The sequence below is a fragment of the Bacillus sp. S2(2019) genome (assembly GCF_005144805.1).
In the GTDB taxonomy this organism is placed as follows: domain Bacteria; phylum Bacillota; class Bacilli; order Bacillales; family Bacillaceae; genus Bacillus; species Bacillus altitudinis.
Genome location: NZ_SWFL01000002.1, coordinates 276,691 through 302,227, shown reverse-complemented (window position 1 = coordinate 302,227; position 25,537 = coordinate 276,691). Strand labels below are relative to the sequence as shown.

The window sequence follows — 25,537 nt, the reverse complement described above, 5'->3', positions numbered from 1 at the left end:
AACTCACTTGGTTCTTTCCTAGAGACACGATATAATGAAGACGGACAAGGGAAGGGGAAGCATCCCTTTCCCTTTTTCTCTGTATTTATCCGTTCTGCACGATTTCTCGTTTTGATGAGGGCAAAATGGGAAAAGGATAAAGAGAGACTTGTCCAATGCGTAAGGAAACCAGAATAAAGGAGGATCTCCTGACGAGCATGAATAAGAAATCAGTAAAAGACATTGACGTAAAAGGTAAAGTTGTGTTCTGCCGCGTAGATTTTAACGTTCCAATGAAGGACGGAAAAGTGACGGATGATACTCGTATTCGCGCAGCATTACCAACGATTGAGTATTTAACAGGACAAGGCGCAAAGGTACTACTAGCTAGTCATTTGGGTCGTCCGAAAGGTCAAGTTACTGAAGAACTGCGTCTGACACCTGTAGCAAAACGTCTGCAAGAGCTTCTTGGACAAGAAGTGAAAAAAGCAGATGAAGCTTACGGCGACAACGTGAAAAAGCAAATCTCTGACTTAAAAGAAGGAGATGTGCTAGTGCTTGAAAACGTTCGTTTCTATCCTGGTGAAGAAAAGAACGATCCTGAATTATCAAAAGCGTTTGCTGATTTAGCCGATGTGTATGTCAATGATGCGTTCGGTGCTGCACACCGTGCACATGCATCCACAGCTGGTATTGCAGCGTATCTTCCGGCTGTTTCAGGCTTCCTCATGCAAAAAGAGCTTGAGGTTCTAGGGAAAGCCATTTCAAACCCTGATCGCCCATTTACAGCGATTATCGGTGGCGCAAAAGTAAAGGATAAAATCGGTGTAATTGAAAGTCTTCTTGATAAAGTGGACAACCTGATCATCGGCGGCGGACTTGCTTATACATTTGTCAAAGCACTTGGCCACGAAGTAGGAAAATCTCTATTAGAAGAAGACAAAGTAGATTTAGCGAAATCCTTTATGGACCGTGCAAAAGAAAAAGGCGTGAACTTCCTGATTCCAACAGATGTTCTGGTAGCCGACGACTTTTCAAATGATGCGAATACAAGCATTGTGCCAATCTCTGAAATTCCAAGTGATCTAGAAGCACTTGATATTGGAACAGAGACAAGAGAGAAGTATGCTGATGTCATTAAAAACAGCAAACTTGTTGTCTGGAACGGACCAATGGGTGTATTTGAAATCGATGCATTCGCTAAAGGAACAAAAGCAATCGCAGAAGCACTGGCAGAAGCAAAAGATACATATTCTGTCATTGGTGGTGGAGATTCAGCAGCAGCTGTTGAGAAATTTGGTCTTGCCGATCAGATGAGCCATATTTCTACAGGTGGCGGCGCTTCACTTGAATTTATGGAAGGCAAAGAACTTCCAGGTGTGACTGCATTAAACGATAAATAAGACCAAAACTGCTATAAGGAAGTGTCAATCATGAGAAAACCAATTATAGCTGGGAACTGGAAGATGAACAAAACACTTGGTGAAGCTGTAAGTTTCGTTGAAGAAGTCAAATCATCTATTCCATCTCCTGACAAAGTGGAATCTATTGTCTGTGCACCAGCCCTTTTCCTTGAAAAGCTGAACAGCCTTTCTAACGGAACAGACCTTAAAATTGGTGCGCAAAACATGCACTTTGAAGAAAATGGTGCATTCACTGGTGAAATCAGCCCTGCTGCGCTTAAAGATCTTGGCATCGGCTACTCAGTGATCGGTCATTCAGAGCGCCGCGAATTCTTCGCTGAAACAGATGAAACAGTGAACAAAAAAGCACATGCTGCATTCAAGCATGGCATCGTTCCAATCATCTGTGTAGGTGAAACGCTTGAAGAACGTGAAGCAGACAAAACAAACGAACTTGTCGCTGATCAAGTGAAGAAAGCACTAGCTGGTTTAACGAAGCAGCAAGTCGCTGAATCTGTGATTGCCTATGAGCCAATCTGGGCGATCGGTACAGGTAAATCTTCTACAGCGAAAGATGCAAACGATGTTTGTGCGCACATTCGCCAAACGGTTGCAAGCGAATTTGGTCAAGAAGCGGCAGACAGCCTTCGCATTCAATATGGCGGAAGCGTGAAACCTGCGAATATTAAAGAATATATGGCAGAATCCGATATTGACGGTGCTTTGGTAGGCGGCGCAAGCTTAGAACCTCAGTCTTTCGTTCAATTATTGGAGGAAGGTCAATATGAGTAAGAAACCAGCTGCATTAATCATCTTAGATGGATTCGGTTTAAGAGGCGAAACAGTCGGTAACGCTGTTGCCCAAGCAAAGAAACCGAACTTCGACCGCTACTGGAACGAATTCCCGCATCAAACCTTAACGGCTTCAGGTGAGGCAGTAGGCCTCCCAGAAGGTCAAATGGGGAACTCTGAAGTTGGGCATTTGAACATCGGTGCAGGACGCATCGTGTACCAAAGCTTAACAAGAGTGAATGTTGCCATTCGTGATGGGGAATTTGAGAAAAACGAAACGTTCCTAGATGCAATGACTTATGCAAAAGAAAATGACAAGGCGCTTCATTTATTCGGTCTCTTGTCAGACGGCGGTGTGCATAGCCACATCCAGCATCTTTTTGCCTTGCTGAAACTAGCGAAAAAAGAAGGCTTAACAAAAGTATACATTCACGGCTTCTTAGACGGACGTGATGTTGGTCAGAAGACAGCGAAAGTGTACTTAAAACAGCTTGAAGAACAAATCAAAGAAATCGGTGTCGGAGAAGTTGCAACACTTTCTGGACGCTATTACTCAATGGACCGTGACAAGCGCTGGGATCGTGTGGAGAAAGCATATCGCGCGATGGCGTATGGTGAAGGCCCAAGTTATCAAAACATCTATGATGTCGTTGATGACTCCTATGAAAATGGAATCTACGATGAGTTCGTTATTCCATCTGTCATTACGAGAGAAAATGGTGAGCCGGTTGCAAAAGTAAACGACGGCGACTCTGTGATTTTCTATAACTTCCGTCCAGACCGTGCGATTCAAATTTCAAACACATTCACAAATGAAGATTTCCGCTCGTTTGACCGCGGGGAAGCACATCCGAAGGATTTACACTTCGTCTGCTTCACACACTTCAGTGAAACGGTAGATGGCTATGTGGCTTTCAAACCAGTGAATTTGGATAACACAGTAGGAGAAGTACTTTCTCAAAATGGATTGAAGCAGCTGCGGATTGCTGAAACAGAGAAATATCCTCACGTGACGTTCTTTATGAGTGGTGGACGTGAAGAAGAATTTCCTGGAGAAGACCGCATCTTAATCAATTCACCGGATGTGGCAACCTATGACCTCAAGCCAGAAATGAGCGCTTATGAGGTAAAGGATGCACTTGTTGCAGACATCAATGCTGACAAGCATGATGCGATCATTCTGAACTTTGCTAACCCAGATATGGTGGGGCATTCAGGAATGCTTGAGCCAACAATCAAAGCCATTGAAGCAGTAGATGAGTGCTTAGGAGCTGTAGTCGACGCAATCCTAGCAAAAGGCGGACATGCCATCATCACGGCAGACCACGGTAACGCAGACGTGCTCATTACCGAAGAAGGAAAGCCGCATACTGCACATACAACGAATCCTGTGCCAGTCATCGTGACGAAAAAAGGTGCGACGCTTAGAGAAGGCGGCATTTTAGCTGATCTATCTCCAACGCTTTTAGACTTACTTGGTCTTGAAAAACCAAAAGAGATGACAGGAACATCATTGATTCAAAAATAACAAATTGATTCAAAAGGAGAGAAATAACGATGCCATACATTGTTGACGTATATGCACGCGAAGTATTAGACTCTCGCGGTAACCCAACAGTTGAAGTAGAAGTTTACACAGAATCTGGCGGCTTTGGCCGTGCACTAGTACCAAGTGGTGCTTCTACTGGTGAATATGAAGCAGTAGAACTACGTGACGGAGACAAAGACCGTTACCTTGGAAAAGGTGTTTTGACAGCTGTAAACAACGTAAACGAAATCATTGCACCAGAGCTTTTAGGCTTTGATGTCACTGAACAAGTCGCAATTGACAAAATGTTAATCGAACTTGACGGAACAGAAAACAAAGGGAAATTAGGTGCAAACGCAATCCTTGGCGTATCTATCGCTGTAGCACGTGCGGCTACTGATTTCTTACAAATTCCACTTTATCAATACCTTGGTGGATTCAACTCCAAAACGCTTCCAGTGCCGATGATGAACATCGTCAACGGTGGAGAGCATGCGGATAACAACGTAGACATTCAAGAATTCATGATTATGCCTGTAGGTGCTCCAAACTTCCGTGAAGCACTTCGCATGGGCGCACAAATCTTCCATAGCCTGAAATCTGTATTAAGCGCAAAAGGCTTAAACACAGCTGTAGGTGACGAAGGTGGATTCGCTCCAAACCTTGGTTCTAACGAAGAAGCACTTCAAACAATCGTAGAAGCGATTGAAAAAGCTGGTTTCAAACCAGGTGAAGAAGTGAAACTTGCGATGGATGCTGCATCTTCTGAGTTCTATAACAAAGAAGACGGTAAATATCATTTATCAGGTGAAGGTGTTGTGAAAACATCTGCTGAAATGGTTGACTGGTATGAAGATATGGTATCGAAATACCCAATCATCTCAATCGAAGACGGTCTTGATGAAAACGACTGGGAAGGTCACAAACTATTAACTGAGCGTCTTGGTAGCAAGGTTCAGCTAGTAGGAGACGACTTGTTCGTAACAAATACGAAGAAGCTTTCTGAAGGAATCAAAAACGGCGTTGGTAACTCAATCCTCATCAAAGTAAACCAAATCGGTACATTAACTGAAACATTTGATGCAATCGAAATGGCGAAACGTGCAGGCTATACAGCTGTTATCTCTCACCGTTCTGGTGAAACAGAAGACAGCACAATTGCAGACATTGCAGTTGCAACTAACGCTGGACAAATCAAAACAGGTGCTCCATCTCGTACGGACCGTGTGGCGAAATACAACCAATTACTTCGCATCGAAGATCAATTGGCTGAAACAGCTCAATACCACGGCATTGCTACATTCTACAACTTGAATAAGTAATGTAAAGCAACGCGCTGCGTGCGCTCTTTTGAAAAGAGCGTATCGCAGCGCTTTTTTTATGTTGAAATAAAGACGCAAAGCTGGCTCAAGCGAATAGGCTCTGCTTCCTTTGTCATATCCTATTTTTGTAAAAAATCATCCTTCAGTCAGAGGTGAAACGATGAGCTTGACGATTTATAAGCAATAAATCATGAAAACTCTTCTAAAAATATGATCTGAATTGAACTTATGCTATTTGCATGGGGGTGGTATCATTTTACATATATTAGGGGGTGATGAGATGCTGAATCCTTTTAGCCTTCGTTTTCCAGTAGGCGTGTACATGTATGTCCTTCACCTACTGGCGGCATATGATGAAAGGAAGCAACGAATTCTAACTTCTAAGAACGTACAGAAAAATGCATTTTGGATTTATGTCCTTGCCGCTATCTTAGGCATTGTGACAGCTGCAGCTTTGATTTGGGCATGCAAAACATTTGGAAAAGGCTCGAAATTTTTAGGAGAGTTCAAGTTTTTAGGCCTGTATATTAAAATCAAATGCGGCTTCTAACAAATGGTGAGAACAGATGCGAGGTCATCTGTTCTATCTGAAATAAATGGAGGGACATGATGCTGACATTACACTTAACAGAAAAAACGTATAGCCGCACCTTTTCTCTCCGCGATATTCAGTTAAATGTAGAGAAAGGACGTATGCTTCTGCTTTTGGGGCATAATGGGGCAGGAAAAACCACGATGATTCAGTCTATGTTTGGCCTGACACCATTTACGGGTGTTGTCTCTTTAGATGGTAAACAGCTGAATTTTCAATCCTCAGCACATATCTCCTTTTTGAAAGAACATGTTTCCTATATTCCTGATGATCATGCTTTGTTTGATTATTTAACGCCGAGAGAATATTTTCATTTACTCCAGCTTCCAGACAAACGAAATGGACCTCGAGAAGAGGCCTTCGTCGATCTGTTTGAGCTGAGACCTTATATGGATCAGCCAATTGCCCAGCTGTCTCATGGCAATCAAAAGAAAACCCAAATCATTTCACAGCTCCTTAGGTCTTGTGATTATTATGTATTCGACGAGCCTACAAATGGACTTGATCCAGATATGATGATCATCTTAAAAAAGGTGCTCATGAAGCTGAGAAATCAAGGTGCAGGCATTCTCATTTCTACCCATCATTTGGGCTTTGGTGAGACATTGTATGACCACCTTATGATCTTAAGAAACGGTGATATCAAGCTGGATATGTCACGTCAAGAAACAAACAAAACATTCCCTCATCAAGCACTTGAGGATATTTATAAAGAAGTGAATCAAGATTACTATATGCAGGTGGAGAGGTTGCTCAATGACTTGGACACGACACGTTCTTCATAAAATAGAATGGGGCATGCTCACAACGAAAATCAAGCAGCTCGGCAAAAAATATCCTTTGCAGCTTCTCGCCGCAGCCGTTTTTTTATTGCTGATCTACGCCATATACGTTGTCATGAGCCTGCGTTTTTTTATGCAAGTAGGGGAGAGCGAACCAGTTGCTTTATACCTTCAATTTGTGAAAATGACCCTGCTGCTTTTGGGAGCAGGTATTGTCTTTTCCCGTCATAAAATGAAGCGTCAAGAGTATCAGTTCTTCTTTTTGAATAGTGCGATGCAAAGTGTCTCATTTGTCCTTTGTGTGTATTTCTTTCCAGTGCTGTTTTGTTTCATCATGCTTGGTCTGCTTTTTTTACCCATCCTATTAGGACTGATCATTAGCGGCGTTACACTATCTTTGTATTGGATCATTGTGGTAGGGATCACTTGCTGTGGATTGGCGCTGTATACGCTTGCTTCTTGGATGCTGATACGCATTGGTGTGAGCCATTTTATATCAAAAACAAAAGAGCATTTACTGCTGCAAACGATTGGATTTGTGACGCTCGGTGCTTTCGTGTTTCTCCTTTTTCAAAAAGCGGTTGAGATGATTCACGTATGGCCGTCTATCTATCTTGTATTTCTGATGATCTTTCTATGTGCAGGGTGGTTTTGGCTGAAAGGCTTGGCGGCTTGTTATGTCAATCGGATGTTTTTGCAGCTAAAGATAGAGGTGAAGTCGTTTTCTTACCAAAAAATCAGATCGGATTCTTCATTTTTCACACATCTGCGGCAGGAACTCGTTTATTTCAGCCGATCAGCTGTGTTTAAAGAACAAGGTATTTTGTTCCTGTTTCTTGTCTGTTTCACGATAGGTCTCCCATTGATCTTCACTCCGGCAGAAACTGGCTGGATGTATGCCTTTATTGTGCAGTTTGCGTTAAAGGAAATACTTATTATGCTACCGCTCATGATTGGCAGGGAATATCATCTCAATCAGCGAGCCATTTTTATGTTAAATACATCAAAGGGTGCCTATTTATTATCAAGAATTTTATTTTATTACACAATGAATGTATTGATTTATTTTGTCTATATCGGGCTTGCTTATTTCATGATTGGGGTTGAAAGTGAAGGGCACGGTTTGGCAAGCTTGTCCATTTTATTGATCACTGTCATGGCGGCATGTGTCGGGTTTGTCGTGAAGATTAGTGATTTTAATAAACTGTTTGTGATCGTGATGATGATTGCTGTGTTCAGTATGTTGGATATGCTTTTAGTCCAGTGGCTTTCAGCAAATACCCAGCTGCTTTCAACTGCCTATATGGCTTGTTCAGCCGCATTCTTCATCTTCATATATGCTGCCATGCTAAAGAGGCCGATTGTGCGATGATGACGCTTTTATTTTGCTTAATAGCCGTTGTGCTCATTCATGAACTCGGACATATCCTGATGGTGATGGTGTGCAACAAAATCGAAAAAAGGCCCATCTTTGATTATGTGGTGATGATCGATTGGAAGCACGTGTCGATTGTCCATGAGAAATTTTCACGGCCGGGTTTTAATATGATGGTCGCACTTGCAGGTCCTGTGTTTCCAGTGATCTGCTCGGGTGTGCTTTTCTTCATATGGAGGCATCCATTGACGCATCCATTGCTGCTTTTTTCTTTATTAAATACAGTGATGCTGCATCCAGCTTGCCCAGACGGGAAAAATATCATCGCCAGTTTAAAAGAGATGAAAGGAGAGAACTAAATGGTTAAAGTATTTCATTCGTTTTCTAGCGGTTTAACGCTTGCGATGCTTTATGTGTTTGCTGTGTTTATGACGCCAGTATTTTTAATGCTGCTAGAGGTTCATCATGTTGAATCAAGTCCAACTCTATTTGGTATGCCATTTTATATCATGAAAATTGAACAGTATCAATTCAGCTCAGAGGCAACGCTCTTTGGGTGCGTGGTCTGTTTTTTAGCGGGTGCCGCTCTCTACTTCTTGATTCAATATATGATTCATGCAGTGAAAAAGAGCAGAACATAAAAAAAGCAGGCTGAATGAAGTCAGTCTGCTTGAAGAACGAGTGACAACCGCACCATATCCATACACTGAATACCGTTTTCATAAATCGGTTCATCATAGTGCTTCAGAAAGAAATCGTGATCGATAGACGCCATGCGAAAACCGCATTTTTGATAAAGGGCGAGCTGCTGAATACTAGAGTTGCCTGTGCCAATTTCAATTGTATGAAAGCCAGCTGCCTTGGCTTCTGAAATAGCATGGCGGATCAGCTGCTTCCCAATTCCTCTACCTTGCCATGACTCCTTCACGGCGACATTCATGATTTCCACTGTCTGCTGAGACAGAGGCGTCAGAACATACACACCAATCATGTCCTGTTTATGAAAAGCAACATAACAAGAACCAGATTGTACATAGGCAAGGACTTTTTCAGTTGAAGGGTCAGCTAATAGTAAAAGATCCATAGGAACAGATTGATCATGAGACAATGGCCGAATCTGTATCAAATCATTTCATCCTCTCTATTCTTTGATATACCCTTGTTTAACACCCCAATCATATTGATCCTGCACCCATTGAGAAGGAGGATGATGGGTGACATTTGGGTCTTTTTTGACAGTTGTTTTCCTAGTCGTTTGTGCTGCCTGCTTATTCGCTTGAGCCGTTGCTTTCGCTGATGCCAGTTCTTTTTGAAGCTGGCCTATTTTCAATTCAAGCGCTTTACGCTGTTTGGTTTCTTTTTGATGCGCCTTCTTTTCTTTCTTCAGCTTGTTTGTGATGGTGGACAATTCCTTTTTTTGACCATCCATTTCATCTTTCATATCCGTGCCTTCTGACTTTAATTGTGTCAGCTGCTCATCATTCTTTCTCATTTCTTGCTGGTGTTTTTTCTCTGCCGCGGTGAGCGACTGCTGCTGCCACACAATCCAGCCAGTTGCACCTAGGATGATCACAGACAAGACAATGATCGTGATGTTTTTTTTCATGTTCTATTCCCCTTTCGTTAAACCTCTATTATCATCGGTTAAAACAAACCAGGTTTTAACAGAACAAGGGAATATTCGCATCAGATTAGCAGACACTATGAAAAAAGGAGGGTGTCTGTTGATTTCCTTTATGATTCATGTCATTGTGTCATTATTTGCTGTCTCAAATCCCATTGGAAACGTGCCTCTTTTCATCACTTTAACAGAAGGCTACTCAGAAAAAGAACGCGCCCAGACGGCCAAAAAAGCGATTGTTGTGTCTTTTATGATTTTGATTGCCTTTCTTTTGGCAGGCAGGCTCATTTTCAAATTGTTTGGCATTGATATCCATGCACTCCGTATCGCCGGAGGTATTTTTATTTTTGGTATCGCTTACAATTTGCTGAATGCAAAAGAATCACATGTTCAAAACCCTCATTCGGATGAAAAGGCAGAGAGCAAAGAGAAGGCCGATGTTTCGGTGACCCCGCTCGCCATTCCGATCATTGCCGGACCTGGTACAATTGCGACTGTCATGAGCTTAACGCCAGGAAGCCACCAAGTAACGCTTCATCTGCTTGCGATTCTTATTGGCATTGTGGTTGTACTTGCCATGACCTATTATGCATTTCATTATTCAAGTTTCATTATGCGAAAAATGGGGAAAACAGAGATGAATGTCGTGACACGATTAATGGGATTGATTCTAGCTGTTGTGGCAGTAGAGATGATTGGCGCAGGGATCAAAGGGATGTTCCCAATGCTAATGTCATAAGTGTATATAAAAAAGCTGTTTTCTTCTACAAAATTGTAAAATAAAACAGCTTTTTTTAAGGTTTTGGCACATGTTGAAATACTTCTTCACTTTCAAAGAACTCAATTAAACGGCTAATCCAGTCATAATAATCGAGACTTTCCTTGATTTCGGAAAGAAGAAGATTGATTTTATCTACTGTTTCTTCTGGCAGGTCATTTTGTTCAAGCAGCTCCAGCAATTCCTTGCATGTCTTCTTATGTGCCTTGCGATTTTTGCTGACAACACGTGACCAATTGGCTGCAAACAATGAAATAAAGGTTTGATATTGATCTTGCTCAACGTCATATAAATCTTTGCGTATTCCTTTTTCATAAACCTTTTCAGCAATATTCAGATCAAGCATTTCTCGAACGACTTGACTCATTCTTGTTTTGCTCATGCCGGTCGCCTCTGAGAGCTCACCGAGCGTCATTGGTTTACGGTTCATATGAATGATACCAAGCACTCTACCCACTGTGGCAGAAAGACCAAAGGCATTCATGTTCTCGGCAGCTTTTTCAATATAATGATCCTGTGCTTTTTGAATGGCGCCTAACGCTTGCTTGTCCATTCCTCGCTTCATCCCTTCACGACTGACAATTTGTAACACAATATATCATATACCTGTTTGTTCATGAAAACAATAAATATTGAGTATTTGCTCGTAAGTTGGAGGAAAAAGGAGGGATCGGTACATATCAGGCCGTTAACTGAAAATTTTAAATAAATCTTATGCAATACAAACACATCGTAAACTTTTTATTTTATAAAGTTTGCACTATAATAAATAAGGTGTAAATTTTCTGAAAATATATATCCGACTAATTGGAGGTGTCTCATTTGCTGAAACTAGAGAATGTATCTAAGACGTATAAAGGCGGAAAAAAAGCTGTCAAAAATATTGATTTAGAAATAGCAAAAGGAGAATTTATTTGTTTTATTGGACCGAGTGGCTGTGGAAAAACAACAACCATGAAGATGATTAACCGACTGATTGAACCTTCCTCAGGAAACATATTGATCGAGGGAGAAAACATTATGAAAAAAGATCCAGTCCAATTAAGAAGAGAAATTGGTTATGTGATTCAGCAAATTGGACTTTTCCCTCATATGACCATCGCACAAAACATTTCCCTTGTGCCGAAGCTGCTGAAGTGGCCGGAAGAAAAACGAAAAGAACGAGCGCGTGAATTGCTCAAACTCGTCGATATGGGGCCGGAATACTTAGAGCGTTACCCGCATGAACTCAGTGGAGGACAGCAGCAGCGTATCGGCGTTCTTCGCGCACTTGCAGCAGAACCCCCTTTAATCCTGATGGATGAACCATTTGGAGCACTTGACCCGATCACAAGAGATTCATTGCAGGAAGAATTTAAGAAACTGCAAAAAACGTTAAATAAAACAATCGTATTCGTCACACATGACATGGATGAAGCGATTAAACTTGCAGACCGCATTGTCATTTTAAAAGATGGAGAGATTGTCCAAGTGGGCACGCCAGATGATATTTTACGTAACCCTGTGAACGAATTCGTAGAAGAATTCATCGGGAAAGAACGTCTGCTTCAATCAAACCCGAATATGGAACGTGTGGAACAAATGATGAACACGTCTCCAGTCACAATTACCGTCGAAAAAACATTGACAGATGCCATCTTTATTATGAGAGAAAAGCGGGTTGATTCCCTGCTTGTCGTTGATGAAAATCATGTGCTGAAAGGCTATATCGATATTGAAACCATCGATGCAAACCGCAGAAAAGCAGCCTTCGTTGGCGATATTTTAAATACAGAATTTTATACAGTACAAGAAGGTGCGCTTCTTAGAGATACTGTCCGAAAGATCTTAATACGCGGCATTAAATATGTACCGGTTGTCGATGCAAAAGGGCACTTAAAAGGTATCGTCACACGTGCAAGTCTTGTAGATGTCGTATATGACTCTATTTGGGGAGAAGATACCCCGGAGGCTGTCACTGAAATGAACTAAGGGAGGTGTACACATGGATCAAATCATCGATTTTCTTGAGAAAAATGGTGGGGAACTCCTCACAAAAATGTGGGAGCATTTATACATTTCTTTAATTGCCGTTGTGTTAGGCATTATCGTGGCCGTTCCTTTAGGCGTCATTCTTACACGAATGAAAAGAGGCGCCGGTTTTGTCATCGGCGTCGTGAATATCTTTCAAACACTCCCTAGTTTAGCGATTCTTGCATTTTTTATTCCTATTTTGGGAGTTGGAAAAATACCTGCGATCGTTGCGCTATTTTTCTATTCCGTTTTGCCTATTTTAAGAAATACGTATGCCGGTGTTCAAGGTGTGAACAAAAACTTGCTTGAATCTGGTAAAGGGATTGGCATGACGACATGGGAACAAATTCGTCTTGTGGAACTGCCGCTTGCTGTTCCGGTCATTATGGCAGGGGTCAGAACCTCAACGATTTATTTAATTGGGTGGACAACACTTGCTGCTTTTATCGGTGGAGGCGGTCTTGGTGACTACATTTTAATTGGGCTTCAGCTTTACCAGCCGGAATACATTATTGCGGGTGCGATCCCTGTCACTATTTTAGCAGTCATCATTGACCTTACATTGATGAAGCTTGAGAAAAAAGTAACACCAGAAGGCTTAAAAGGATTGAAGGAAGTTTCATAAGGAGTTGGCTCATGTGAAGAATCGAAAAACAAAATGGATCAGTGCACTGCTTGCCGGATGCTTGCTATTCATAAGTGGCTGTTCACTTCCTGGACTAGCCGGCTCTTCAGGGAGCACGCTGCGAATCGGTGCACAAAACTTTACAGAATCAGAAATTATGGCCTATATGGTGGGAGACATCATTGAGCATTACACAGATAAAAAGACAACCATTGTGAAGAATTTAGGCTCAAATACGGTGCAGCAGAAAGCAATGGAAAACGGTGATGTCGACATTTCGGCAACACGATATACAGGCACGGATTTAACAAGTACGCTAGGAATGGATGCAGAAAAAGATCCAAAGCGTGCAATGGAAATCGTCCAGAAAGAATTCAAAAAACGCTATGATTACAAATGGTTTGATTCCTATGGGTTTGATAATACGTATGCCTTTGCTGTGACGCAGAAGATGGCGAAGGAAAACAACCTAGAAACAGTCTCTGATTTAAAAAAGAATGCCAAAAATTATCGCTTCGGTGTAGATAATATTTGGCTGAAAAAGAAAGGTGACGGTTACGAAGGGTTTGTGAAAACATACGGAATTGAATTTGGAAGCACTTTTCCGATGCAGATCGGTCTAGTCTATGACGCATTGAAAAATGAAAAAATGGATATTGTGCTTGCCTATTCAACAGATGGCCGGATCAAAGCGTATAATCTCAAAATCTTAAAAGATGATAAACGATTCTTCCCACCATACGATGCATCACCAGTTGTCCCTGAGAAGGTATTAAAAGAAAATCCAGGACTGGACAAGGTGATCAACAGGTTGATTGGAAAAATCGATACCGAACAAATGCAAGAGCTCAATTATCAAGTCGATGGAGAACTAAAAGAACCAGCGACTGTTGCGAGAGATTTTTTAAAGAAACACAATTACTTTGAGTAAGATTGGGAGGTGTCAGAGCTGATGGACACACTGCAGCAATTATGGGCGTATTATCAACAGAACGGTTCATATGTGTTAGAAGAATTTTACCGGCATTTCCTCATGTCAGCGTATGGAGTATTATTTGCGGCAATTGTCGGAATACCAGTCGGCATCTTTGTGGCGCATTACCGCAAACTGAGCAATTGGGTGTTCGCAATAACCAATGTCATTCAAACCATTCCAGCGTTAGCGATGCTTTCTGTGTTGATGCTTGTATTAGGACTTGGCGCAAATACAGTCATCTTATCACTCTTTTTGTATTCGCTTCTGCCGATTATCCGTAACACGTACACAGGTATTGTCAGCATTGAGCATGCCTATTTAGAATCGGGGAAAGCGATGGGTATGACGAAATGGCAAGTGCTGAGAATGGTTGAATTACCGCTTGCTTTATCTGTCATTATGGCTGGTTTAAGAACCGCACTTGTGATCGCAATCGGTATTACAGCGATTGGGACATTTGTTGGTGCAGGAGGACTTGGTGATATCATCATCAGAGGATCAAACGCGACAAACGGAACAGCCATTATTTTAGCAGGTGCTATTCCAACTGCGCTCATGGCCATTATTGCCGACCTTGTCATGGGCTGGCTTGAACGCTATTTAAGCCCAACCAACAAGAAAAAAGAAAGCAAGGCGTTAGCTGAAAAAAACATGACATCCGCATAAATGCTTGAAAAGACAAAACCTCCTCTACATCTGTAGGGGAGGTTTTTTTATCATGATTAGGCGGCTCACATCAGGAGACATTTATGATTCAAGTGTGATCCATTCAGAGGACCACTTCGCAATTTCCTCAAAAACGGGTGCAAGTGAGCGCCCCATATCAGTTAATGAATACTCAATACGCACGGGTGTTTCAGCAAAAACCTCCCGTTTTACAATGCCTGCTGCTTCCAGCTCTTTTAATCTCTCAGATAAAACCCTTCCGCTTAAATTGGTCAGAGCTGCTTCGATTTCACTAAAGCGCTGTGAACCTGAGAGAAGCTGAAAAACAATCAGTGCCACCCAGCGTTTACTTAATAACTCAACTGCTTTTTCAAACCGCGGGCACATATCAGATTGATTCATCTTTCTTCACTCCAATCTGAACCCATTATACCGTAATTCTGTCAAAAATCGGCGCAAAAAGCTTGTCAATGATCAAAACATTTTACGATGACGAACGGCTGTTTAGTAGAAATAACAAATAGCGGTTTAAATCCTCTATCTCATGTTTAGAAAGGGTGGACCATATGTCCCCATTAAATATTTCAAGATCATCAAGTTCATATTGCTCTGCCGCTTCTTTTATTTGGGTAAAAGCCGTTTCTTCTTCCTTTATGACATAGGCAGAAGACGCTTCTTCAATATACCCTGCAGCCTGCATCATGTCCTCATAAGGTACTTTTAATGCACCTGCTAGTTTTTTAATTGTAGGAGGTTTCGGAATGCCGCGTTTCCCGTTTTCAATCCGAGAAATACCAGCAGCGCTGACCTCTGAATACATCGCTAATTGGTTCACCGATAGTTTCCTTTTCTCACGTAATGCTCTTAAATATGCACCGAAGTTCATCAACTCAAAACCTCACATGGTTAAAGATTAGTTATCTCTAGTGTACTCGATTTGTTGACTATTGGCAATAAGTGCACCATGAAAATATTGACATTAGTTAATAGTGGATGTATCTTATGTTTATGCCCCGCTATTTGTTCGCCTTTTTTTGGTTAATGAGCGTGAGAAAGTATTGATTCAGCTGGCTGATGTCTTGTGCGGTGAGTGTTTCCCATTGGTCTCCATCGAAAATAGGGAGATGTTCTACATCCTTTTGAAGCGCCGTTTGATAGATTTTTAATATGGATTCATATTTCGGTTTCATTTCATGCACTTTTTCCTGTTCAATATAACCGGCAAGCAGCATTAAATCCTCATAAGGCACCTTCAAAGCGCGTGCTAATTTTTTTATGGTTAAAGGCTTTGGCACACCACGCTTTCCATTCTCAATCCGAGAAATACCGGCAGCGCTTACGCCTGAATACATGGCGAGTTGATTGACAGACATCTTTCTATTCTCTCTTAAAATGCGTAATTGTTCACCAAAGTGATTCATGTCATCGAACCTCACATTTCAGTATATGACTTATTTTAGTATGATCATTGACCAAAGGAAATAGAAAGGGCGTAAAAGTGTTGACATAAGTTAATGAATCCGGGAGATATGAGAGTCCTACATGTTGTACATATTGATCCTATAGGAGGTTGTAATGATGGTCGAAAAGATTCAGATCAGGCGGGCATTTGTGATGCAGTATATGATCGAAAACGATATGTCTTTAAATCAGCTCGCAGATGAAATTGGCATCTCTCCTGCCACACTCAGCAGGGTATTGAATGGTCACAGGAAGCCAGGACAGCTTGTCATTGGCAAAATGATTCATTACTTTGATAAAAAATTTGAAGATTTATTTTACTATGAAGATGTTGACAAAAGTCAATAAATGAAATCATCGTATGATCATTAAGGAGGCGGCTTCATTGAAAAGAACTGGAATGGTAAGACACATCGATTCGCTTGGCAGAATTGTTCTGCCTTCAGAAATGCGAAAGGTACTCAATATAAAAGAAGAGCAGCTGTTAGAAATTTTCATCGAAGATCAAACCATTATGCTGAAAAAATATGATGCAGATAAGAGCTGCTTATTAACTGGCCAAATAACGAAATACAACAAAAGCTATGGAAACGGAAATGTCATACTGAGTCCTGAAGGAGCTGAACGGTTGTTAGTAGAATTAAAACAGCTCTTAAAAGAAGAAGCAACTCGCTAAAAACGTTTTTTAACCTCAAAAATTGCATATAAAAAATGCTGCATACAATCCATTGGAGCGAAATTGAATCAAAATGACATATAGAGTCGACAATATATAGGAAATCTTTATTTTGATGTTTCGTGACATGCACCTTGTTTTCATGTAAAATAAAGTTATGTGTACCAGTTTGTCTGGAGGTGTTTTCATGCACGCATTTGTTATCACATTACTCGTAATTGTCAGTATCGCACTTATCATCGTTGTATTATTACAATCAAGTAAAAGTGCAGGACTGTCAGGCGCTATTTCAGGTGGAGCCGAGCAGCTTTTCGGTAAGCAAAAAGCGAGAGGTCTTGACTTGATTCTTCACCGATTAACTGTCATTTTGTCAGTGCTTTTCTTCATCTTAACACTTGCATTGGCATATTTAGGCGTGTAGGCGCGAGTAACAGAAGGTCTGATCTTTTTTCAGACCTTTTTTTATTATCAGCACTCTTTTGTGTTTGTTTCATACATACAAGTGGAAAATATAAACCATATCAGAAGGAAAGGAAGTCACATCATGAAAGTTGTTACACCAAAACCATTTACGTTTAAAGGTGGAGAAAAGGCGGTGCTTCTTCTTCACGGTTTTACTGGGAATACAGCCGATGTTCGTATGCTTGGGCGTTATTTGAATGAAAGAGGCTATACATGCCATGCACCTCAATACAAAGGACACGGTGTACCGCCAGAGGAGCTTGTTCATACAGGTCCTACAGATTGGTGGAAAGATGTAGAAGAAGGCTATCAATTTTTAAAAGACGAAGGCTATGAGGAAATTGCGGTCTGCGGACTATCCCTCGGAGGAGTTTTTTCATTAAAATTAGGTTACACTGTACCTGTAAAGGGAATTGTACCTATGTGTGCACCTATGTACATAAAAAGTGAAGAAGTCATGTACCAGGGTGTACTAGATTATGCCCGTAACTATAAAAAATTCGAGGGTAAGTCAGAGGATCAAATTGAGCAAGAGATGGAAGAGTTCAAGAAAACACCAATGGGTACGCTCAAGGCTCTTCAAGAACTCATTGCAGATGTCAGAAACAATGTTGACATGATTTATTCACCTACTTTTGTTGTTCAGGCACGTCATGATCATATGATTAATACAGACAGTGCAAACATTATTTATAACGAAGTAGAGACAGATGAAAAACATTTAAAGTGGTATGAAGAATCGGGCCATGTTATCACGCTTGATAAAGAGCGGGAGAAGGTTCATCAGGATGTATATGCATTCTTAGAATCACTCGATTGGTCAATTTAAATATATAGGGGGTTAGAGTGTGCAAAAAGAAGAATTTATGGATGAATTACTTGCGTTTATGCAAGAAGAGGCGTACAAACCATTAACAGTACAAGAATTAGAAGTCATGATGGAAATTACCAATCCAGATGATTATAAAGAGCTCGTCAAAGCACTTGTGATATTAGAGGATCAGGGGCTTATCGTCCGTACCCGCAGCGACCGCTATGGTGTACCGGAAAAAATGAACTTGGTAAAAGGGAAGCTGTCTGCTCATGCAAAAGGATTTGCATTTGTGACACCAGAAGAGTTTGGACAGGATGATATTTTCATTCCGCCAAATGAGCTAGGCACAGCAATGAATGGCGACACCGTTATGGTTCGTGTCAGCCACAAATCAAATGGCACCAAAAAAGAAGGAACGGTCATCCGTATACTAGAGCGTAATACTCAGACGGTTGTCGGTACCTATACAGAAACGAAAAGTTTTGGTTTTGTCATTCCTGATGATAAAAAAATCACAAACGATATCTTCATTCCAAAATCCGCTAAAAACGGAGCGGTTGAAGGTCATAAAGTCGTTGTCACGCTGACAAGCTATCCAGAAGGAAGAATGAGCGCAGAGGGTGAAGTGACGGAAATTCTCGGTCACAAAAATGACCCTGGTATCGATATTTTGTCGATTATTCATAAACACGGTCTACCAGGTGAGTTTCCGGAAGAAGCGCTCCAGCAGGCAGCAGACACACCTGAAACGATTGATGAAAAAGACTTAGAAGGCAGACGTGATCTGCGCAATGAAACGATCGTGACGATTGACGGTGCAGATGCAAAGGACTTAGATGATGCCGTAACCGTGCAAAAGCTCGATGATGGCAAATATAAGCTCGGCGTGCACATTGCAGACGTTTCTCATTATGTTACAGAGAATTCGCCGATTGATCAGGAAGCCTATGAGCGCGGAACGAGTGTGTATCTTGTCGACCGCGTCATTCCAATGATTCCTCATCGCCTGTCAAATGGCATTTGCTCATTGAATCCGAAGGTTGATCGTCTCACACTCTCTTGTGAAATGATCATTGATCGAAGTGGGAAAGTCGTCAAACACGAAATTTTCCAAAGTGTGATCAAAACGACGGAAAGAATGACCTATTCCGATGTGAATAAGATTTTAGTTGACCAAGATGAAGAGCTTTTAGACAAATACGAGCCGTTAGTACCAATGTTCCAAGAGATGGAGAAGCTTGCAGAAATTCTGCGTGACAAGCGAATGGAGCGCGGAGCAGTCGACTTTGATTTCAAGGAAGCAAAAGTGCTTGTAGATGATGAAGGCGCAGCAAAAGACGTAGTCATTCGTGAACGTTCTGTTGCCGAAAAACTAATTGAAGAATTCATGCTGGTGGCAAACGAAACAGTTGCCGAGCATTTCCACTGGATGAATGTTCCGTTCATTTACCGAATTCACGAAGAACCAAATCCTGAGAAGCTTCAGCGCTTTTTAGAGTTCGTGACGACATTTGGTTACATTGTGAAAGGGACGTCAACGAACATTCACCCGCGCGCACTTCAAAGTGTCCTCGATGCTGTCAGAGATCAACCAGAAGAAGTCGTCATTCAAACTGTGATGCTTCGCTCTATGAAACAGGCGAAGTATGATCCAGAAAGCATTGGCCATTTTGGATTATCAACGGAATTCTATACACACTTCACATCGCCGATCCGCCGTTACCCGGATTTAATCGTGCATAGGCTGATCAGAACCTATTTAATAGAGAAAAAGACAGACGAAGCGACCCTTGAAAAGTGGGGCCAACTGCTGCCAGAAATCGCAGATCATGCATCTACAATGGAGCGCCGCTCTGTTGATGCTGAGCGCGAAACAGATGACCTGAAAAAGGCAGAGTTTATGCTTGATAAAATCGGTGAAGAGTTTGATGGTATGATTAGTTCCGTCACGAATTTCGGACTATTCGTTGAACTGCCGAATACGATAGAAGGTCTTGTCCATGTGAGCTACATGACAGACGATTACTATCGTTTTGATGAACAGCACTTTGCCATGATCGGTGAGCGGACAGGGAATGTCTACCGTATCGGTGACGAAATCACTGTCAAAGTGGTGAGTGTGAATAAAGATGAGCATTCCATTGATTTTGAAATCGTCGGGATGAAAGGCACTCGCCGTAAATCACCAAAAGACTTCAAGTTCAAAAAACGGACAGATCCACCAGCCAAAAAAGGACGCGGAGGTCAAAAGGCCTCTGGGGAAAAAGGCAAAGAGGATAAAGGCGGCGACTGGTTTACAGGTCGTAAAAAGAAGAAAAAGAAAAAACGCGTATTTGATAACGCACCGAAACAAAAGCGCAAAAAGAAAAAGTAACGTGACAAAAAGCAAATAGGGCATCACGCTCTATTTGCTTTTTGACCACGTGGCAGCAGCATTGTCGAAAGCTGGATTGTTTGATAAAATAATCCGTACGATTTGGACCGTGTCTGTGCCAAAAGGAGGGTGTACGCCAATGCCAAAGGGAGAGGGAAAGGTTGTTTCCCAAAACAAAAAAGCCAATCATGATTATTTTATAGAAGAAACATACGAAGCCGGCCTTGTATTACAAGGAACTGAAATCAAATCCATACGAGCAGGAAAAGTGAATTTAAAAGATTCCTTTGCCAAAATCGAACGGGGAGAAGTGTTTCTTCACAATATGCACGTGAGCCCATACGAGCAGGGGAACCGTTATAACCATGATCCGCTCAGAACGAGAAAGCTGCTGCTCCACCGCAAACAAATCAGTAAATTGATTGGTGCGACAAAGGAAGAGGGCTACTCACTTGTTCCCATTAAACTCTATTTGAAAAATGGCTTTGCCAAAGTGCTAATTGGAGTCGGTAAAGGGAAGAAGAAATATGATAAACGTGAAGATCTGAAGAAAAAAGATGCGAAACGTGAAATCGAGCGAGCTTTCCGTGACCGGCAAAAGCAATTCTAGACGCATGCAGATGGCTTGCTGAGAGCGGAAGCATTATGCTACAATATGTTATGCAGTAAACAATCATCGTCGTCTTTTTACAGAAACCACCAGTTGTTTCGAGCGATGAGATTGTTATAATAGTCATATACGGAAGCAGTTAAGCTAAAGAACGTTTCCATCCCGTATATCCCTTTTACAAGGGGACGTTACGGATTCGACAGGGATGGTTCGAGCTTAGGCCGCGAGCCGAGAGGCGATCTCGTTAACACGCACCTAAATGTAACTGGCAAAACTAAAAGTTTTAACCAAAACTTAGCACTAGCTGCCTAATAAGCGCAGCGAGCTCTTCCTGACATCGCCTATGTGTCTGTGAGGAGCCCAATGAAGTAGGCTACGCTTACGTTTTCGTCTGAGGACGTAAGAAGAGATCCATCAGACTAGCTCTCCAAGCGCCCGTCAGCAGGCATGAGGATGAGTGAACACGTAAATATGTTGACTACGCTCGTAGACGCTTAAGTAATCGATGTCTCTGGACGTGGGTTCGACTCCCACCGTCTCCATATGATTTTAAAAAAGTGTCAAAACCCATGTTAGATAAGGGTTTTGACACTTTTTAAATACGTGAAATTTTATAGTTGCAATGAACTTTTGCTATATGTTGCTGTTACAAATATTATAGGAATTCATAATTTAGTTTCAGTTGTTTATATATAAGTGAACTTCGTTCAAGAATAGCTTGATTAACAAAAGTTAAAAATTCACTCAGATTATTTTCATCTTTGGTACTAACTGTTTCTTTAAAGTGATTGCGCCAAAATTCTTTTGGTTCACTGGTTAAATCTTTTGGGTTTTCTAAAAAGCTCTGCAAAAAATTCTTCTCCACAAAATTAGGCCAAGTTTTAAAACTTAAAATCCACTTAGCGGATTCAATAATATATTTTTTATACTTAAAAGTGTTATTGTTCATTGTGTTTTCTAAAAAAATCTCAATAGAATCATTACTATTCATAAAATCATTTAAAATGACTTTAATATGGTTCAAAGTTAGATCCCAATAATCATAGGTAGATTTATAACGTTTGCTATTAAAAGGAGAAAACCAATTTTTATTATTTTTGATGGCGTATACAGGTATAAAATTACCTACTGTGTGTGTTAATTTTGCATAATCTTTAAATATAGGATTAGATAAATCATATGTCTCCTTATAAAAGGCTTTGTAAGGAGTTACAAATGAATTCATTGTTTCTCCATTTGCCTCAACAAAATCTGTTTGTTTAGTATTCCAGAATTCAAATTGATTTCCCCATAAGCGTTTGTATATTTCAAGGGTCAAAGGTAATCTATCACAATCAGATTGGGAACCATAAATATTACCTTTATATAGAATAATATTTGCAATAGGGTTTTTTTCATCATATATTAAATTTCTTAAATCAAAAACCTCTCTTTTGAAATCATAATTTATAAATTCTTCTTCTGAAAGTTCTATTAATTCATCAAAAGTCATTCGTAAGTTCTCCTTTATTTATTAGAAGATTATCTAACTTCATTTTATAACCTCTTTATTATACTTTAATATACTTCATCTAATTCATTTCACACTTAAAATTCAAAAATTAAGAAGCGATTCGGCAATGTAGCTTGTTTCTAAACTTTCAGAAGCCGTCGTATCTAGTGTCTGGAAGATAGATGCTTAGGTTGTTTCTTATAGAATTTTTTATTAGAAAGTTAGGGAGAATACCTAAATATACCTATTTTTTAACCGATGATAATTTGTAGGGAAATATCACCAGATAATGACAGGGGGACATTTTAGTTAAAAGAAAAAAGTTCGAATAGACCCTACAAAGCATATGATGAAACAGCTAAAGTAGTTGACGAATTAGAAAAAGTCTCAAAGGATAAGGAGTAATTCATAAAAATGAAAACAAACAAAAAGACAATCATTTCAGTATTTCTTTTAGTATTTACATTGATGATGGGTACAGCATGCGGTAAAAATGAATCAGAAAACGGTTCATCAAACAAAGCAGCAGCAAAACAAGAAAAAATAGAAAAAATGACTGATAGCGAATATGCATCATGGTATAAGGGATATCTAAAACGGTTTGAAGAAAGAATTATGTCTTTTGTTTTATCGTTGGTTCCTTTAGACGAGGTTTACGATAAAGAATGGGCTAGTGATGTTGAGACAAAGATTGATAGCATGAGAGAATTACTCAGCGAAGCCAAAGACAAAGAAGTTAAAGTTCCTGATACGTATAAAAAAGTAAACGAGTACTTGGTGAAAGCGGATGACAAATTTGAATCACTTTTCAAAGATATCTTAAAAGTAATCAAGCGAGATAAAGTCAGTGATGATGATTTAAGTTTCATGAATTCTAGAATGAAAAAAGCTTTAGAAGAAGTGGATAATGCTAAAAAAGAGATGAGTAAAATGAAAGACAATAAATCAAATGAAAAACAAAAAGATAAATCAAATTCATAATTAAGTAAAGAAAAAGACGTCTGCTTTACAAAGCTCAGTGGGTCTTAAGAATAACGAGTTTAGTTCACAACATAAGAAGGATGCTACATACTGTCATCCTTCTTACTTTTCATGTAAGTTCCTCGAGGAAAACCGGACCAACCGAACAAACAAAGGGCAAACCACAATCACCGCCATCATCATCAAAAGCCCATCAGGCATAATCTCCACAAATGTTGTCTGAATCACATAAACTGCAATCAGCAGCAAATAACTCATTAAAAATAACAGCCCAGATCGTTTCTTTTGAAATGGCTTCTCTAAAAGAATCAGCATAAACAAACCTGCCATGATGATCAAAAAAGTCATCTCCTTTCAAGCCTCCTTTTCATTCATCTCCACATTGTACAGATATTTCACTTGCTACAATATGCTTTATCCTTAAATTAAGTAAAAAGTAATGAACAGATGAGGCACCACGACTAGTAAAATGACGAACGCTTTCCAAAAAACCGCCAACCAATTCAAAATCACATCTTCCCATTTGAGACGTCCTCATATATAGTAAGATTAGACTAGTTCTAAATAACTGAAATTGGGGCGTTTACATGGATTCGATTGTTTTACATTTTATTGTGATCATGAGTGTTTCTGGCATTCTGTCCGTAATATTATCAATCATTGCTCATGCAAATCGCCATCGGTATATTGGCTGTCAATTGTTTATGTATATGTCTGGAGCAACTGCGATTTATATTTTTGGACATACATTTGAATTATTGGCGCGCACCCCTCAAGAAATTACATTCTGGGTTAGTTTTCAATACATAGGTCTTCCGTTTATTGCACCGTTCAGCCTGATGATTGTGCTGCAGTTTACTGGTTTCCATCAATATGTAACAAAGCGCCGCGTGCTTCTCTTCTTGCTGATTCCAATTTTAACCACCATTCTGGTGTTCACCAACTCTTTTCATTCACTCTTTTACCGAAGCATCACGATGAATACAGTAGACGGGTTTTTATTAGCTGATTTTACCATTGGTTATTGGTATATCATTCATGGGGTCTATACATTTGGTTGTTCCATGCTCGCTATTTTTATGCTGCTTTGGTTTTTACGTGTGAAGAAAGATTATTTGAAACAGGTTCTGATCTTGCTCGTTGGAATATTATTACCGATCACGACTTCTTTTATCTATTTATTAGGTGTCACGCCCTTTCACATTGACCCAGTACCAGTGGTGATGTTTTTAACCAACGCACTCTACTTATGGGCGATTATGTCTTTTCATCTCTTTAAGCTCTCTCCCATTGCGATGGAGCGTGTGTTTGAACATATGTCAGAAGGTGTTCTTATATTGGATCGATACCGAACACTGATTGATTATAACCCTGCGGCTGCATTGATCATTCCTGTGCTCGCTAAAAAGGGAATCGGCTATAAAATCGATGATATATTCTCAGGGATCATCAAAGAGCCGGCGTTTATCCAGTGGCTGCGTTCTCCGCAGGATCATTCACAGTATGATTTAATGTGGGAAAAAGAGCAGCCCTTCTATTATCATCTCACTGCTTCTTCTCTTTTTAATAGAAGAGGCGAAGTCGAAGGCAGGCAAATTGTGATCAGCGATGTTACTGAGCAGCGACTATTGCAGGAAGAGCTGGAGCGCCGAGCATATATTGATGGTTTGACGAATATCTTCAATCGGTCTTCCTTTATTGAACGAACGCAGATGTTATTGGAAGAGGATGCGCAGGATACTGCGATATTGCTATTTGATATTGATTTCTTTAAACAAATCAATGATACGCACGGACATCACATTGGAGACGAGGCATTGCGTCATGTTGTGTCCATTTGTCAGCAACATTTGAAGATGGATGATTTATTTGGGCGATATGGCGGAGAAGAGTTCGCCATTTGTCTCCCACATCATTCATTTGAAGAGGCATGTCATGTTGCGGAACAGATGAGACATTCATTTGAAGTGAGTTTCTTTCAGACAGATGAGAAAAAAGTAAGAGTGACAGCAAGTTTTGGCGTCGCCCATACAGCGAATGATCCCTCTATATTAGAAACGCTTCTATTTGAGGCAGATCAAGCCTTGTATATGTCAAAACGCCAGGGACGTAATCGGATTTATGCATCAACTGGTTCGGACTATATGCTGTACCAAAAGCAGGATCTTCCGCCTGCTTCTCATTGACTGTTGTCCTTCATTTAGATATGATAAAC

30 protein-coding genes and 1 other RNA gene are annotated in these 25,537 nt (G+C 40.5%); 23 read left to right on the top strand and 8 right to left on the bottom strand.

Annotation, left to right across the window (positions count from 1 at the left end):
• Positions 1-197: 197 nt before the first annotated feature.
• The 9 genes from FBF75_RS06730 (at position 198) to FBF75_RS06690 (ending at position 8,414) form a co-directional block, all read left to right on the top strand.
• Positions 198-1,382 (top strand): phosphoglycerate kinase, encoded by a 1,185-nt coding sequence (locus FBF75_RS06730; RefSeq protein ID WP_017359212.1) that lies wholly within the window; start codon positions 198-200, stop codon positions 1,380-1,382.
• A gap of 30 nt (positions 1,383-1,412) precedes the next feature.
• A complete protein-coding gene (tpiA, locus tag FBF75_RS06725) occupies positions 1,413-2,174 on the top strand; it encodes a triose-phosphate isomerase (protein ID WP_060832658.1) in 762 nt (253 codons plus the stop codon).
• Entirely contained in the window at positions 2,167-3,702 is a 1,536-nt protein-coding gene (gene gpmI, locus FBF75_RS06720; protein ID WP_017359214.1) for a 2,3-bisphosphoglycerate-independent phosphoglycerate mutase, read from the top strand. Before tpiA ends, gpmI begins: the two co-directional genes overlap by 8 nt.
• A 29-nt stretch (positions 3,703-3,731) precedes the next feature.
• Positions 3,732-5,024, top strand: coding sequence for a phosphopyruvate hydratase (gene eno / locus FBF75_RS06715; RefSeq protein WP_136944553.1), 1,293 nt, complete (start codon positions 3,732-3,734; stop codon positions 5,022-5,024).
• Positions 5,025-5,304: 280 nt separating this feature from the next.
• A complete protein-coding gene (locus FBF75_RS06710; protein WP_008347702.1) occupies positions 5,305-5,574 on the top strand; it encodes a hypothetical protein in 270 nt (89 codons plus the stop codon).
• Positions 5,575-5,633: 59 nt separating this feature from the next.
• On the top strand, positions 5,634-6,401 hold the full coding sequence (locus FBF75_RS06705; protein ID WP_008347699.1) for an ATP-binding cassette domain-containing protein: 768 nt from the start codon (positions 5,634-5,636) through the stop codon (positions 6,399-6,401).
• Positions 6,373-7,770: a hypothetical protein gene (locus FBF75_RS06700; protein ID WP_136944552.1), complete on the top strand. Its 1,398-nt coding sequence runs from the start codon at positions 6,373-6,375 to the stop codon at positions 7,768-7,770. Before FBF75_RS06705 ends, FBF75_RS06700 begins: the two co-directional genes overlap by 29 nt.
• Positions 7,767-8,132, top strand: a complete 366-nt coding sequence (locus FBF75_RS06695; RefSeq protein ID WP_079920171.1) for a hypothetical protein — start codon at positions 7,767-7,769, stop codon at positions 8,130-8,132. The genes FBF75_RS06700 and FBF75_RS06695 overlap by 4 nt, the downstream gene beginning before the upstream one ends.
• On the top strand, positions 8,133-8,414 hold the full coding sequence (locus FBF75_RS06690; RefSeq protein ID WP_065461090.1) for a hypothetical protein: 282 nt from the start codon (positions 8,133-8,135) through the stop codon (positions 8,412-8,414).
• A 20-nt stretch (positions 8,415-8,434) separates the two neighbouring features.
• Here FBF75_RS06690 and FBF75_RS06685 read toward each other — a convergent pair whose 3' ends face one another.
• Positions 8,435-8,899, bottom strand: a complete 465-nt coding sequence (locus FBF75_RS06685; protein WP_017359218.1) for a GNAT family N-acetyltransferase — start codon at positions 8,897-8,899, stop codon at positions 8,435-8,437.
• A 15-nt stretch (positions 8,900-8,914) separates the two neighbouring features.
• Entirely contained in the window at positions 8,915-9,379 is a 465-nt protein-coding gene (locus tag FBF75_RS06680) for a hypothetical protein (RefSeq protein ID WP_136944551.1), read from the bottom strand.
• 118 nt (positions 9,380-9,497) lie between these two features.
• Between FBF75_RS06680 and FBF75_RS06675 the strand changes: the two genes are divergently transcribed.
• On the top strand, positions 9,498-10,133 hold the full coding sequence (locus FBF75_RS06675) for a MarC family protein (RefSeq protein WP_035389414.1): 636 nt from the start codon (positions 9,498-9,500) through the stop codon (positions 10,131-10,133).
• A 55-nt stretch (positions 10,134-10,188) separates the two neighbouring features.
• On the opposite strand, the gene FBF75_RS06670 is transcribed toward FBF75_RS06675, so the two are convergent.
• On the bottom strand, positions 10,189-10,725 hold the full coding sequence (locus tag FBF75_RS06670) for a GbsR/MarR family transcriptional regulator (protein WP_060832655.1): 537 nt from the start codon (positions 10,723-10,725) through the stop codon (positions 10,189-10,191).
• A 269-nt stretch (positions 10,726-10,994) separates the two neighbouring features.
• Between FBF75_RS06670 and FBF75_RS06665 the strand changes: the two genes are divergently transcribed.
• From FBF75_RS06665 to FBF75_RS06650, 4 genes are read left to right on the top strand one after another with little or no spacing between them, the layout of a single operon-like run.
• Positions 10,995-12,143, top strand: coding sequence for a betaine/proline/choline family ABC transporter ATP-binding protein (locus FBF75_RS06665; RefSeq protein ID WP_017359222.1), 1,149 nt, complete (start codon positions 10,995-10,997; stop codon positions 12,141-12,143).
• Positions 12,144-12,156: 13 nt separating this feature from the next.
• Positions 12,157-12,810: an ABC transporter permease gene (locus tag FBF75_RS06660; RefSeq protein ID WP_008347681.1), complete on the top strand. Its 654-nt coding sequence runs from the start codon at positions 12,157-12,159 to the stop codon at positions 12,808-12,810.
• A gap of 13 nt (positions 12,811-12,823) precedes the next feature.
• Positions 12,824-13,741 (top strand): osmoprotectant ABC transporter substrate-binding protein, encoded by a 918-nt coding sequence (locus FBF75_RS06655; RefSeq protein WP_008347678.1) that lies wholly within the window; start codon positions 12,824-12,826, stop codon positions 13,739-13,741.
• Positions 13,742-13,762: 21 nt separating this feature from the next.
• Positions 13,763-14,452 (top strand): ABC transporter permease, encoded by a 690-nt coding sequence (locus tag FBF75_RS06650; RefSeq protein WP_008347676.1) that lies wholly within the window; start codon positions 13,763-13,765, stop codon positions 14,450-14,452.
• An 81-nt stretch (positions 14,453-14,533) separates the two neighbouring features.
• On the opposite strand, the gene FBF75_RS06645 is transcribed toward FBF75_RS06650, so the two are convergent.
• The 3 genes from FBF75_RS06645 to FBF75_RS06635 all read right to left on the bottom strand — a co-directional run bounded on the left by FBF75_RS06645 (position 14,534) and on the right by FBF75_RS06635 (position 15,873).
• Positions 14,534-14,854 carry a winged helix-turn-helix transcriptional regulator gene (locus tag FBF75_RS06645; RefSeq protein WP_007500199.1) on the bottom strand — a complete coding sequence of 107 codons (321 nt, stop codon included), beginning with the start codon at positions 14,852-14,854 and terminating at the stop codon, positions 14,534-14,536.
• A gap of 82 nt (positions 14,855-14,936) precedes the next feature.
• Entirely contained in the window at positions 14,937-15,338 is a 402-nt protein-coding gene (locus tag FBF75_RS06640; RefSeq protein ID WP_008347673.1) for a helix-turn-helix domain-containing protein, read from the bottom strand.
• 130 nt (positions 15,339-15,468) lie between these two features.
• Positions 15,469-15,873, bottom strand: coding sequence for a helix-turn-helix domain-containing protein (locus tag FBF75_RS06635; RefSeq protein WP_007500204.1), 405 nt, complete (start codon positions 15,871-15,873; stop codon positions 15,469-15,471).
• A gap of 154 nt (positions 15,874-16,027) precedes the next feature.
• Between FBF75_RS06635 and FBF75_RS06630 the strand changes: the two genes are divergently transcribed.
• From FBF75_RS06630 to ssrA, 7 genes are all read left to right on the top strand, one after another.
• A complete protein-coding gene (locus FBF75_RS06630) occupies positions 16,028-16,261 on the top strand; it encodes a helix-turn-helix domain-containing protein (RefSeq protein WP_008347669.1) in 234 nt (77 codons plus the stop codon).
• Positions 16,262-16,298: 37 nt separating this feature from the next.
• Positions 16,299-16,589 (top strand): AbrB/MazE/SpoVT family DNA-binding domain-containing protein, encoded by a 291-nt coding sequence (locus tag FBF75_RS06625; protein WP_017359225.1) that lies wholly within the window; start codon positions 16,299-16,301, stop codon positions 16,587-16,589.
• Between the two features lie 187 nt (positions 16,590-16,776).
• Entirely contained in the window at positions 16,777-17,010 is a 234-nt protein-coding gene (gene secG / locus FBF75_RS06620; RefSeq protein WP_003212746.1) for a preprotein translocase subunit SecG, read from the top strand.
• Positions 17,011-17,133: 123 nt separating this feature from the next.
• Complete coding sequence (locus FBF75_RS06615; protein WP_008347663.1) at positions 17,134-17,880, top strand: alpha/beta hydrolase; 747 nt, start codon at positions 17,134-17,136, stop codon at positions 17,878-17,880.
• A 19-nt stretch (positions 17,881-17,899) separates the two neighbouring features.
• The gene (gene rnr, locus FBF75_RS06610; RefSeq protein WP_008347660.1) at positions 17,900-20,239 is read left to right on the top strand and encodes a ribonuclease R; all 2,340 of its coding nucleotides are present in this window, start codon (positions 17,900-17,902) and stop codon (positions 20,237-20,239) included.
• A 139-nt stretch (positions 20,240-20,378) separates the two neighbouring features.
• Positions 20,379-20,849: an SsrA-binding protein SmpB gene (gene smpB, locus FBF75_RS06605; RefSeq protein ID WP_008347658.1), complete on the top strand. Its 471-nt coding sequence runs from the start codon at positions 20,379-20,381 to the stop codon at positions 20,847-20,849.
• A 181-nt stretch (positions 20,850-21,030) separates the two neighbouring features.
• Positions 21,031-21,394: a transfer-messenger RNA gene (ssrA, locus tag FBF75_RS06600) on the top strand.
• Between the two features lie 110 nt (positions 21,395-21,504).
• Here ssrA and FBF75_RS06595 read toward each other — a convergent pair.
• Complete coding sequence (locus FBF75_RS06595; RefSeq protein ID WP_017368065.1) at positions 21,505-22,341, bottom strand: hypothetical protein; 837 nt, start codon at positions 22,339-22,341, stop codon at positions 21,505-21,507.
• 414 nt (positions 22,342-22,755) lie between these two features.
• Here FBF75_RS06595 and FBF75_RS06590 point away from each other — a divergent pair, with 414 nt between their 5' ends.
• A complete protein-coding gene (locus FBF75_RS06590) occupies positions 22,756-23,322 on the top strand; it encodes a hypothetical protein (RefSeq protein ID WP_017359229.1) in 567 nt (188 codons plus the stop codon).
• Positions 23,323-23,424: 102 nt separating this feature from the next.
• Here the strand turns inward: FBF75_RS06590 and FBF75_RS06585 are convergent, their stop codons facing one another.
• Positions 23,425-23,670, bottom strand: coding sequence for a hypothetical protein (locus FBF75_RS06585; protein WP_017368063.1), 246 nt, complete (start codon positions 23,668-23,670; stop codon positions 23,425-23,427).
• A gap of 239 nt (positions 23,671-23,909) precedes the next feature.
• On the opposite strand from FBF75_RS06585, the gene FBF75_RS06580 reads away from it, so the two are divergent.
• Positions 23,910-25,508, top strand: coding sequence for a histidine kinase N-terminal 7TM domain-containing diguanylate cyclase (locus tag FBF75_RS06580; RefSeq protein WP_046344481.1), 1,599 nt, complete (start codon positions 23,910-23,912; stop codon positions 25,506-25,508).
• Positions 25,509-25,537 lie beyond the last annotated feature (29 nt).